General features: G+C 54.1%; 9 protein-coding genes and 1 pseudogene. 7 read left to right on the top strand and 3 right to left on the bottom strand.

All coding sequences use genetic code 11. The features are described 5' to 3' along the window. The first annotated feature begins 197 nt into the window (after positions 1–197). From NNO08_RS20525 to csiE, 7 genes are all read left to right on the top strand, one after another. Positions 198–1,181: an autoinducer 2 ABC transporter substrate-binding protein gene (locus NNO08_RS20525; RefSeq protein WP_006683457.1), complete on the top strand. Its 984-nt coding sequence runs from the start codon at positions 198–200 to the stop codon at positions 1,179–1,181. A 103-nt stretch (positions 1,182–1,284) separates the two neighbouring features. Beyond that, the gene (locus NNO08_RS20520) at positions 1,285–2,793 is read left to right on the top strand and encodes a sugar ABC transporter ATP-binding protein (protein WP_271440684.1); all 1,509 of its coding nucleotides are present in this window, start codon (positions 1,285–1,287) and stop codon (positions 2,791–2,793) included. Continuing rightward, complete coding sequence (locus NNO08_RS20515) at positions 2,786–3,775, top strand: ABC transporter permease (RefSeq protein ID WP_271448621.1); 990 nt, start codon at positions 2,786–2,788, stop codon at positions 3,773–3,775. The genes NNO08_RS20520 and NNO08_RS20515 overlap by 8 nt, the downstream gene beginning before the upstream one ends. Before the next feature lies 1 nt (position 3,776). Next, on the top strand, positions 3,777–4,730 hold the full coding sequence (locus NNO08_RS20510) for an ABC transporter permease (protein ID WP_271440682.1): 954 nt from the start codon (positions 3,777–3,779) through the stop codon (positions 4,728–4,730). Between the two features lie 17 nt (positions 4,731–4,747). Then, positions 4,748–6,385: an FGGY-family carbohydrate kinase gene (locus NNO08_RS20505; protein WP_271457467.1), complete on the top strand. Its 1,638-nt coding sequence runs from the start codon at positions 4,748–4,750 to the stop codon at positions 6,383–6,385. Continuing rightward, the gene (locus NNO08_RS20500; RefSeq protein WP_271457466.1) at positions 6,382–6,984 is read left to right on the top strand and encodes a KpsF/GutQ family sugar-phosphate isomerase; all 603 of its coding nucleotides are present in this window, start codon (positions 6,382–6,384) and stop codon (positions 6,982–6,984) included. The genes NNO08_RS20505 and NNO08_RS20500 overlap by 4 nt, the downstream gene beginning before the upstream one ends. 650 nt (positions 6,985–7,634) lie before the next feature. Then, positions 7,635–8,912 (top strand): stationary phase inducible protein CsiE, encoded by a 1,278-nt coding sequence (gene csiE, locus NNO08_RS20495; RefSeq protein ID WP_271455147.1) that lies wholly within the window; start codon positions 7,635–7,637, stop codon positions 8,910–8,912. On the opposite strand, the gene NNO08_RS20490 is transcribed toward csiE, so the two are convergent. The 3 genes and pseudogenes from NNO08_RS20490 to hcaR all read right to left on the bottom strand — a co-directional run bounded on the left by NNO08_RS20490 (position 8,907) and on the right by hcaR (position 11,334). Further along, on the bottom strand, positions 8,907–10,055 hold the full coding sequence (locus tag NNO08_RS20490; RefSeq protein ID WP_271440678.1) for a 3-phenylpropionate MFS transporter: 1,149 nt from the start codon (positions 10,053–10,055) through the stop codon (positions 8,907–8,909). The genes csiE and NNO08_RS20490 overlap by 6 nt on opposite strands. An 88-nt stretch (positions 10,056–10,143) precedes the next feature. Further along, a pseudogene (locus NNO08_RS20485) lies at positions 10,144–10,383 on the bottom strand (aldose 1-epimerase); the annotation flags it as partial. A 57-nt stretch (positions 10,384–10,440) separates the two neighbouring features. After that, positions 10,441–11,334, bottom strand: coding sequence for a DNA-binding transcriptional regulator HcaR (gene hcaR / locus NNO08_RS20480; RefSeq protein WP_271457465.1), 894 nt, complete (start codon positions 11,332–11,334; stop codon positions 10,441–10,443). Positions 11,335–11,398 lie beyond the last annotated feature (64 nt).

The raw sequence follows: 11,398 nt of genomic DNA, 5'->3' as shown, positions 1-11,398 counted from the left end.
TTAATGAATTATTAACAAATATAGCGTCAGATAAAATCCAAATCTCATCAAATTTAACCAAAAATTAACTTAAAATTCTCCAATAATTAACAAAAATGGGCGCAGATCACATTCATCAAACTTATGATTCATTCCCTCTTCCATTCGTTGTTAACTTCACGCCGTAACATGCCCTGCCCCCTACTAAAGGTACAACTATGAAATTCAAACTCGCATTACTCAGTGCAACCCTGGTTTCTGCATGCATGTTGTCCGGCACGTCGTTTGCGGCGGAAAAATATGAAATTGCTGTGGTTGCCAAAGTTACCGGTATTCCGTGGTTTAACCGAATGGAAACCGGCGTGAATGAAGCAGCAAAAAAACTCGATGTAAATGCTTACCAGACCGGCCCGTCAACACCGGATCCGGCACAGCAGGTAAAAGTCATTGAGGATCTGATCGCTAAAAACGTGAATGCGATTATCGTGGTTCCTAACGATGCCAAAGTCCTCGAACCTGTACTGAAAAAAGCACGCGATAAAGGCATCGTGGTCCTGACGCACGAATCTCCGGACGAGCACATCGGCCAGTGGGATATCGAAACGATTGATAGTGAAAAATACGCGCAGGCCAACGTCGATGAACTGGCGAAAAATATGGGCGGCAAAGGGGGATATGCTATCTATGTAGGTTCGCTGACCGTGCCGTTGCATAACGCATGGGCTGATTATGCAATTAAGTACCAGAAAGAAAAATATCCGGAGATGTTCGAAGTCACCTCCCGTTTACCCGTCGCGGAAAGCATCGATAAGTCCTATGCCACCACGCTGGATCTGATGAAAACTTACCCGCAGATGAAAGGCATTATCGGTTTCGGCTCACTGGGTCCTATCGGTGCAGGCCAGGCCGTGCAGAAAAAACGCGCCAAGGATAAAATCGCCGTCGTCGGTATCGCAATGCCGGCACAAGCAGCGCCTTACCTGATGCGTGGCGACATCAAAAAAGCGCTGCTGTGGGATCCGAAAGACGCGGGCTACGCGCTGGTAACGGTTGCCGATCAGCTGCTGCAGGGCAAAGAAGTCAACGCCGATTTGAGTATCGATGGTTTAGGGAAAGCCGATATCGACACGGAGAAGAAAGTGATCCGCTTTAACAAGATCCTCGAAGTCACCAAAGACAACGCACAATCACTCGGTTTCTAAGGCTTTAGCCAACACCAGGGAACCTTAACGCCGACCGTCTGGTCGGCGCTATCTACCAAACTAACACTCAGCGTCCCCCCGGACGCTTGCAGGGGTATTGTCCATGACAGACACCACCGCATTTATCACTCTTGAGAATATCAGCAAACAATTCCCGGGCGTGCTGGCGCTGGATAAGGTGAATTTAACGCTGAAAAAAGGCGAAGTTCACTGTCTGGCGGGTCAAAATGGCTGTGGTAAAAGCACCATTATTAAAGTGATCTCCGGGGTCTATAGCCCTGAAAAAGGCGCACAAATTTTACTCGATGGTAAATTGTTCCATCACCTGACGCCGCAACTCTCTTCCCACTATGGTATTCAGGTTATTTATCAGGATTTGTCGTTGTTTCCCAATTTTAGCGTCGCGGAAAACATCGCGGTCAACCGCTATCTGCCCGGCGGCGATATCTGGGTACGGCGTGGTGCCATGAAGCAGCAGGCGCTGGCAGCCATGAAGCGCATCGGTGTGAACATCGATCCCGACAAAAAAGTTGAAAAACTCTCGATTGCCGACCGACAACTGGTCGCTATTTGCCGGGCAATCGCCGCCGATGCCCGACTGGTCATTATGGACGAGCCCACCGCCTCGCTAACCCGCCAGGAGGTTAATGGCCTGCTGCGGGTAGTAAACGAACTGAAAGCTGCCGGAATTTGCGTGGTGTTTGTCAGCCATCGTCTGGATGAGGTGATGGAAGTGGCAGACCGAATTAGCGTGATGCGCGACGGTAAACTGGTGGGGACATTCCCGGCCAGCGAACTCGACAGCCACGAGTTGGCCTTCCTGATGACCGGACAACGCTTCCACTACAGCCCACTGCCACAAAGGCCAGCCATTGAGCAGGAACCGCTGCTGGAGCTGCGCAATCTCAGCCGTCGGGGCAAATACCAGAACATTAATCTGTCGCTGCACGGCGGCGAGATAGTTTCCATTGTGGGTCTGCTGGGTGCCGGACGTACCGAACTCTGTCTGAGCCTGTTCGGCATGACGCATCCTGAAAGCGGTGAAATCCGCATTAACGGCCAACCAGTCCGGCTTAACAATAACCATGATGCGATTAAGCACGGAATCGGCTACGTCTCTGAAGATCGCCTGACGCAGGGGCTTATCATGGAGCAGTCGATCTATGACAACACCATCGTCACGGTATTTGACCAACTGCACACCCGCAGCGGCTTGCTCGATCATCGCAAAGCGCAAAAGCTGGTCGCTGACCTGATCCGCGAGCTGAACATTAAGGTCTCCGATCCACATCTGCCGGTTAAAACACTTTCTGGTGGGAATGCCCAACGTATCGCCATTGCTAAATGGGTGGCGACCAATCCGCGCATCCTGATCCTCGACTCGCCTACCGTTGGCGTGGACATTGCCAACAAAGAAGGCATTTATCAGATAGCCCGCGACCTGGCGGAACAGGGGATGGCGGTACTGATGATTTGCGATGAAATTCCGGAAGCGTATTACAACAGCCATCGCGTGTTGGTGATGCGCCGCGGCAAGCTGGTAGCGGAATTTAACCCCCATCACTGTCGTGAAGAGGAGATTGCTGAAGTGGTCGAGGTCATCAATGAATAGTCTGCGTTTCTCCCGTTTAATCGGGCAACATGAGTTCTGGCTGGGGCTTCTGGTCGTGGCGCTTGCCGTCGGGCTGAGCATCAGCACCGATGAGTTTTTGTCGCTGGGGAACCTGACGGATGTGGCCACCAGCTACGCGATTCTTGGCATCCTTGCCTGCGGTCTGTTTGTGGTACTGATTTCCGGCGGAATCGACATCTCCTTCCCGGCGATGACCGCCATTGCCCAATACGCGATGGCCAGTTGGGTGATCGGCCACGGCGGCAACTTCGCACTGGCGCTGGCGATTGCGGTTGCAGTGGGTCTGCTGCTCGGACTCATCAACGGTTTCCTGGTCTACTGGCTGCGCGTTCCGGCGATCATCATTACTATCGCCACATTGAACGTTTATTACGGCCTGCTGGTTTACACCACTAAAGGCACCTGGCTGTATGGCTTCCCCGACTGGTTTATGAACGGCATTAACTGGTTCTCGTTCACCGCAGCGGACGGTTACGACTACGGTTTGACCCTGCCCTTGCTGTGTCTGGCTGCGGTGATCATCTTTACCGCCGTACTGATGAACTATACCCGTCTTGGCCGTCAGGTTTACGCCATGGGCGGCAACCGTGATGCGGCCTCGCGTCTGGGACTGAACCTGCTGAAACTGCATTTCTACGTCTATGGCTACATGGGCATTCTGGCGGGCGTTGCCGCCGTGGTGCAGGCACAAATCACTCAGTCTGTGGCCCCCAATTCACTGCTTGGTTTTGAGTTGACGGTGCTGGCGGCGGTGGTGCTCGGCGGAACCAGTATGAGCGGCGGACGCGGTACGTTAACCGGAACCCTGCTCGGCGTGGTCCTGCTGGCCTTCTTACAAAACGGCCTGACGCTGCTCAGCGTCTCCTCTTACTGGCATACCGTGTTCAGCGGCGCCATTATCCTGGTCAGCATCAGCGCCACGGCCTGGAACGAAAAACGCAAACTGGCAAGGGAGCTTTGAGATGAAAACAATCGCCAGATTTTTACCCGGTGATGCCATCATTCGCCTGCAATGCGTCATTATTGTGGTCGTCGCACTGGTCTTCTCGGCCCTGCTCGGCAGCCGTTTTTTCAGCGTCGCTAACTTCCAGTCCATCGGTTCGCAGTTACCGATCCTCGGCATGCTGGCCCTGGGGATGGGCATGACCATGCTGACCGGCGGCATTAACCTGTCGATTATTGCCGGGGCGAACGCCTGCTCGCTGGTGATGGCGGCGATTATCGTCACCCATCCGGATAACCCGCTGTTTCTGGTGCTGGCACTGCTGGCAGGCGCTGCCGTCGCGGTTGCCATTGGTACCCTGAACGGTGCGCTGATCGCCTGGGTCGGTGTATCCCCCATTCTCGCCACGCTCGGCACCATGACGCTTATCTCCGGGCTGAATATTCTGCTGTCTAACGGGACGGTCATCTCCGGCTTCCCGACGGCGATTCAATATCTTGGCAACGCAACGATTGCCGGGGTTCCGGTGGCGCTGCTGCTCTTTTTCCTCGTGGCGATCCTGCTGTGGGTACTGCTCGAACACACCACATTGGGGCGCAGCCTGTATCTCGTCGGCTCCAATGAACAGGCAACCCGCTACAGCGGCGTGAATACCCTACGAGTACAAATTTCCGTGTACGTCATTTCGGCACTGCTCGGCTGGGTCGCCGCCATTCTGATGATGGCGAAATTCAACTCGGCGAAAGCCGGATACGGCGAATCCTACCTGCTGGTCACCATCCTTGCCTCCGTACTCGGCGGCATCAACCCGGATGGCGGCTTCGGGCGCATTATCGGCCTGGTGCTGGCACTTATCGTGCTGCAAATGCTGGAAAGCGGTCTTAACTTGCTGGGGGTCAGTAGCTATCTGACGATGGCGCTGTGGGGCGCGGTGCTGATCCTCTTTATCGCATTACAGAATCGTAAAGCCTGATTTCAGGAGAAAAAATTATGGCAAGTTACTTTATTGGTGTGGATGTCGGAACCGGAAGCGCCAGAGCAGGCGTATTTGATCTTAACGGCAGGATGGTCGGTCAGGCCAGTCGGGCCATCGAGATTTACCGCCCGCAGGCCGATTTTGTTGAGCAGTCCTCCGATAATATCTGGCAGGCAGTGTGTAACGCGGTTCGCGATGCCATCAACCAATCAGATATCAACCCAATTCAGGTGAAAGGGTTAGGCTTTGATGCAACCTGTTCTCTGGTGGTGCTGGATAAAGAGGGTAACCCCCTGACCATCAGTCCCTCCGGACGTAGCGAACAGAATATTATTGTGTGGATGGACCACCGCGCTATTACCCAGGCCGACCGCATCAACGCCCTGCATCATCGGGTACTGGACTACGTCGGCGGCATTATTTCTCCGGAAATGCAGACGCCAAAACTGCTGTGGCTGAAACAGCATATGCCCAATACCTGGGCCAATGCAGGTTACTACTTTGATTTGCCAGACTTCCTCACCTGGCGTGCGACCGGAGACGACACGCGTTCGCTGTGTTCAACGGTCTGCAAATGGACCTATATGGGCCATGAAGACAAATGGGATGCCAGCTACTTCCGCCAGATCGGACTGGAAGATTTACTGGAGCACGATGCGGCCAAAATTGGCCGCTACGTGAAAACCATGGGTGAACCGCTCGGTCATGGGCTGTCAGCACGCGCCGCCAGCGAAATGGGGCTGATTCCGGGGACCGCGGTCAGCGTATCGATCATCGATGCGCACGCTGGCACCCTCGGCACACTCGGCGCCTGCGGCGTTTCCGGCGAAGTGGCGAATTTCGACCGTCGTGTCGCACTGATTGGCGGTACCTCCACGGGCCATATGGCCATTTCCAAAGAGCCGCGTTTTATCAGCGGCATCTGGGGTCCATACTACTCTGCCGTTCTGCCGGGGTATTGGCTCAACGAAGGCGGACAGTCAGCGACCGGGGCATTAATCGACCACGTTATTCAGTCGCATCCGTGCTATGAAACACTACTGGCGCAGGCGAAGTCCCAGGGACAAACCATTTACGAAGTGCTGAATGCGCTGCTGCGTAAAATGGCCGGTGAGCCGGAAGATATCGCGTTCCTGACCCGCGACATGCATATCCTGCCCTATTTCCACGGCAACCGCTCTCCGCGCGCTAACCCAACGCTCACAGGGGCAATCACCGGGCTGAAGCTATCCCGCACGCCAGAAGACATGGCGTTGCAGTATCTGGCGACTATCCAGGCCATTGCCCTGGGGACACGTCATATTATCGAGACGATGAATCAAAGTGGTTACACCATCGATACCATTATGGCCAGCGGCGGCGGTACAAAGAACCCGATCTTCGTTCAGGAACATGCTAACGCCACGGGTTGCGCAATGTTACTGCCAGAAGAGAGCGAAGCCATGCTGCTGGGTGGCGCGATGATGGGCACCATCGCGGCAGGTGTTTTTGACACCCTCCCGGAAGCGATGTCGGCGATGAGTCGTATTGGTAAGACGGTCACCCCACAAACTAACCGTATTAAGCAGTACTACGATCGCAAATACCGGGTATTCCACGAGATGTATCAGGACCACATGAAATACCGCGAGCTGATGCAGGAGGACGCATGAGTAACGCCTGGTCTCAGGCCACCAGCGTATTTCAGCTCTATAGCGATGCCCTGGCGAGTCTGGGGCAGCATCTGACTGAACCTGTCTGGCAGTCGTTGATGGCGGAGCTACGCGGTTGCCGGGGGAAAATCGTCGTCACTGGCGTGGGCACCTCCGGCATTGCAGCGCGTAAAGTGGCGCATATGCTTGCCTGCGTGGAACGTCCAGCGATTTACCTCAATGCCACCGACGCCGCACATGGCGATCTGGGGTTTTTACGCGCCGATGATCTGGTCATCATGCTGTCACGCGGGGGCAATTCGGATGAGCTCACCCGGCTGCTACCCGGTCTGGCAGCGAGAAATGTGCCCATCCTGAGCATCACTGAAAACGCCGCTTCAGCCATTGCTAAAGCATCGAGACTGGTGATTTCCACCGGCGTACAGCGCGAAGCCGATCCGCTAAACATGCTGGCGACCACGTCAATAATGCTGGTACTGGCAATCTTTGACGCCGCCTGCGCCTGCCTGATGAGCGAAAGCGGCTACTCAAAAGAGACGCTGTTATCTGTGCATCCAGGCGGTGATGTGGGATTAACGCTGAGCCGTGGGCAGGCGTGATGGAGAACATGTGATTCCGGCTCAGGGTTCCGTTCACCTCAGCGCTATGACTTTCAGCTATATCCTTTTTGCTGTTCAAACATGTTCAAATAAAAATACAGATGGTCAGGCGGGGCTGGTCCGGCTGAAAATTGCCGATGTGTTTCCGTAAGGCCGGGAGAGCCAGCATGGATGCTGGCTCAGGGCGCGCTTTACAGGGACGTTACATCGCGCCCGGCCCGGTAGCCTGGAGGAATAAGCGGAGGGAACCGCGGAGCGGCAATTTTCCCGCCAGGAGCCGGGATTGTTAAGGGTGCGGCGATAGCACCCTTAACACGTTCACTGGCGTTCAGTGTACAGAGAAGCGATGAACATGAGGTGAACGGAACCTTTCTCTGAAAAAACATATTCATTATGCTCCACCAACCTATGTTGATGCTGAAGCGTTAACATAACGTCATTGCGCAAAATGCCGATTTTTTTATATCTCAACAAAAGATAAAACAGTGAAAAAGCGGATTAACGCGCTGCGTTCAACTACCGCTATCTGTTCCGCACGTTAAAAATTCTGTGACGCTCTCCAGCATTCCTGGCGGAAAGCATTCCATTCTCCATTTCAATAAGCAAACTTTAGCTATTCTTATCAAACATACTTACGGGAGATCCTACAGATGATGTCAACGCTTGCCCCGCCATCTGTACTATCCGCTCCCCAGCGCCGTTGTCAGGTGCTTCTGACGCTTTTCCTGCCAGGGCAAGTTGCCACTGCGCAGACTTTCAGCACGCTGAACGGGGTCGATGATGCCACGGTTCGGGAAGATATTATCGGTGCCGGACTCGAAATCCAGCGCTATCACCGACTCGCCATTACCACCGCTCATAATGGACATTATGCAATAGAAGGAACCCCGCTCAATCAGCGTCTGTGCCTGTTACAGTGGCTGCGCCGTGGCCTGCGGATTTGTCCAACATTTATTGCCCAGCAGTTTACCCCGGCGTTAAAAATGGAACTTAAGCAACGTGGTATTGCGCGAACGCTGTATGACGACACCAATCTGCATGCGCTGATCAACCTGTGTTCCCGACGCTTGCAGAAGCCGTTTGAGTGCCGTGATATCCAGTTCCTGCGGCTTTATTTACAGTACTGCCTGCTACAGCATCACGCAGGGATCACCCCGGAGTTTAATCCTCTGCAACAACGCTGGGCGCAAGCTTGTGCCGAATACCCACTCGCTGAGGAAATAGGCCGCCACTGGCAACGGCACGTTATGCAGAGTGCGCCGCTGGGGGAATCGCTGTTTATGGCGCTGCTGTTTTCGATGATCCGCATCCCCGACCCGATTCGTGATAACCACCAACAGGATCGTCGTCTGCGCCTTGAGATTGCCCGGTTGGTGCTGCGTTTTCGTGAATATGGCAACGTCCGCTTCAGCGATGAACAGGGGCTAAATGACCAACTGTATGTACATCTGGCTCAAGCACTGAACCGCAGTCTGTTCGCCATTGGTATTGATAACACCCTGCCGGAAGAGTTCAGTAGGCTGTATCCCCGGTTAGTACGCACCACGCGTGAAGCGTTACACGGATTCGAAGAGGAATACGATGTGCGTTTTTCCGAGGAAGAGACTGGGCTGGTGGCGGTCATTTTCGGTGCCTGGCTGATGCAGGAAAAGGATTTACACGAGAAGCAGATAATCCTGCTGACCGGCAATAACGAACAACGTGAGGCACATATAGAGCAACAGCTGCGGGAACTGACGCTGCTGCCGCTCAATGTAAAGCATATGCCAATGCAGGACTTTCAAAAAGAAGGTTCACCGCGTGGTGTGGCGCTGATTATTACACCGTACACCACGCCGCTACCGCTGTTTTCACCACCGTTGATTCATGCGGACCTGGCGCTTACGCAACATCAGCAGCAACAGATCCGCAAAATCCTCGAATCATGATGCCGCTGGTTGCGCCACCACTTTTGGTCGCAAGACAATCGCGGGAAGCGCCACCAGCGCCATCACCCAGAATACGCCACTGCCCAGATTTTGATACAGGTAGCCGGCGAACACGGTCATGATGGCGATACTCCCTCCCATCGCCACCGCGGAATAAACCGCCTGCAAACGAATGACTTCGCTGCCCTGCCGCGTCGCGATATAGCGCATCGCCGCCAGGTGACAGACGGTAAATGTGCCGCAATGCAGGATCTGCACCACAATCAGCCACGGTAGTTCGGTACTCCAGCCCATCAATCCCCAACGCACCACACCGCAAACGGCAGAGAGCAGCAGCAGATCGCGAGCGCTAAAGCGACGGAATAGCTTGTGGCTGAGCGCAAAAATAATCACTTCCGCCACCACACCGAGCGACCATAAGTACCCTACCGCCGAGGCAGAATATCCAGCCGACTGCCAGTAGAGGGCACTAAAACCGTAATAGGCCGCATGAGCCCCTTGCAGCAGGCTTACGCAGGCGAGAAAACGCCAGCTTTGGGCTATCAACGTGCGCCAGGCCGGCCATCCCGCACTCTCCTGCTGACGGTTTTCCCCCGCAGGCTGAACGCTCGGGCGGATCATCATCCCCAGCAGCATCGACGCGACCCCAAGCGACAACAGTACAAGGATCATCCGGTAATCAAACAGGCTCACCAGTTTACCGGTTAGCGCGGAGCCGATGACAAATGCCACGGACCCCCACAGGCGCACCCGACCATAATCCATGGTTATTTGTTTTTGCCAGGTGTTGGCCAGCGCGTCGGTCAGCGGCACCAGCGGTGAGAAAAACAGGTTAAAACCGACCATCACCACCATCAGCCACGCCACGTTAGTGCCCGCCCAGAAAGCCAGCGCAAAGACCAGCGTCAGGAGCGCCAGGATACGCAAAGCAGAGATCAGGCGAGAGGGATCGCTCACGCGTGGCGCAATCAGCAAACTCCCCAGAAAACGAGCAATCAGCCCAGCGCCCAGCAGCACACCAATGGTTTCCGGCGTCAGCCCCAACCCTTCGAGCCAGACGCTCCAGAAAGGCAGAAAAATACCGTAGCTAAAGAAATAGGTGAAATAACTGAGCGCCAGCCAGCGCGTGGAATGCAGAGCCATGAATCCCTCCCGTTTGGAGGCGATAGTCTGGCGACAAACGCAGGCTGGCGCAAGAGAGCATTAACAGACAAATAACATGATTTTCGCCCTATTCGATACAAATTTGCAGCGAAAAATGGCAACGTTCCCCCTGAGCCAGAACCTGCAATCCCGGCTGTCCCTGCATGTGGTGGGCTTTTACCGGATGCGTCTGCGGCTCAAGACACAAGAACGACTCACCCGACATTCTGAACAGCATCAACCATGGAGTTTGCGCTAAAATCGTGACCTTTATCACATCGCGTTGAATGACGGCCCGCCCACTCCAGCCCGAATAGCCAACGTTGAGCCGCTGATGGGGATTGGCTATCTGTATGTGGAATCACAACTGAGCGAACAGTAACGATTACTCCGTCAGACTCACCGCTAAACGTTCCTGTACCGTGGCGATAAAATCAGCAAGCGCGGGTTTTATCGTCCCCTTTTTCCACGCCATCAGCAGTGAAATGGTCGGGATATCGCCGACAATTGGCCGGAAAACCACCTGACCGGTATTAAAATTATTCATATAACCGGGTATCAAAGTTACCCCCAGTCCCATACCGACCAGGTTCATGGTCACCAGAATATTGGTAGCCATCTGTACAATATTGGGCTGGCTTTTTTGCTGCTGGAACCAGTTTTTGACAATCATCGCTAACGCACCGGAATAAGCAGGATCGGTGCTGACAAAATTTACACCGTTCAGTTGCTGTGCCGATATTGCCTTTTCACTGGCTAACGGATGGTTAGTCGGTAGCACCACCACCAGCGGCTCATGGAAAAGTTCCAGATAGTCCAGTTCCGGGCTGTAAACCGGATGGCGCATTAAGCCCACATCCAGCTCCCCACGCAGGATCTTCTCTTCCTGTTCCGTAGTTATCAGACTCACCAATTCAATGTGTGTATCCGGTTGTTTTAAACGAAACAAAGGCAGCACCTTAGGCAGCAGATTTACCTCTGCTGAAGGAACAAAACCAATTGTAAAATGCTTATCTTCCTGCACCGTTTTACGGGCGCGAATTTTCGCGCTCTCCGCCTGTTCGAGGATAGCCAGCGCATCCTGTAAAAAGCACTCTCCCGCCGCTGTCAGAGCCACTTTTCGCTTATCGCGTACCAGCAACGGAACACCCACACAGGCCTCCAGATCGCGGATCTGGCTGCTCAACGACGGCTGAGAGGTATGCAGCTTTTCTGCCGCACGGGTGAAATTCAGCGCCTGCGCCACCGCGACAAAATAGCGTAAGTGCCTCAGTTCCATGCCCTTCTCCTTGTTATCGAAAAAATGTCTCAACTGGTAGAAATTTACTATTTCACAGATTGAT

It is taken from the genome of Citrobacter sp. Igbk 17 (assembly GCF_028069775.1).
GTDB lineage: Bacteria > Pseudomonadota > Gammaproteobacteria > Enterobacterales > Enterobacteriaceae > Citrobacter.
Note: the sequence above shows the minus strand (reverse complement) of the source record. Positions and strands in the feature narration are given on the sequence as shown.

Excerpts from the sequence above, each read along its gene's own strand:
- NNO08_RS20520 (WP_271440684.1), top strand. The coding sequence starts at position 1,285 with ATGACAGACACCACCGCATTTATCACTCTTGAGAATATCAGCAAACAA.
- NNO08_RS20510 (WP_271440682.1), top strand. The coding sequence starts at position 3,777 with ATGAAAACAATCGCCAGATTTTTACCCGGTGATGCCATCATTCGCCTG.
- NNO08_RS20500 (WP_271457466.1), top strand. The coding sequence starts at position 6,382 with ATGAGTAACGCCTGGTCTCAGGCCACCAGCGTATTTCAGCTCTATAGC.
- NNO08_RS20490 (WP_271440678.1), bottom strand. The coding sequence starts at position 10,055 with ATGGCTCTGCATTCCACGCGCTGGCTGGCGCTCAGTTATTTCACCTAT.
- NNO08_RS20525 (WP_006683457.1), top strand. The coding sequence starts at position 198 with ATGAAATTCAAACTCGCATTACTCAGTGCAACCCTGGTTTCTGCATGC.
- hcaR (WP_271457465.1), bottom strand. The coding sequence starts at position 11,334 with ATGGAACTGAGGCACTTACGCTATTTTGTCGCGGTGGCGCAGGCGCTG.
- NNO08_RS20515 (WP_271448621.1), top strand. The coding sequence starts at position 2,786 with ATGAATAGTCTGCGTTTCTCCCGTTTAATCGGGCAACATGAGTTCTGG.
- NNO08_RS20505 (WP_271457467.1), top strand. The coding sequence starts at position 4,748 with ATGGCAAGTTACTTTATTGGTGTGGATGTCGGAACCGGAAGCGCCAGA.
- csiE (WP_271455147.1), top strand. The coding sequence starts at position 7,635 with ATGATGTCAACGCTTGCCCCGCCATCTGTACTATCCGCTCCCCAGCGC.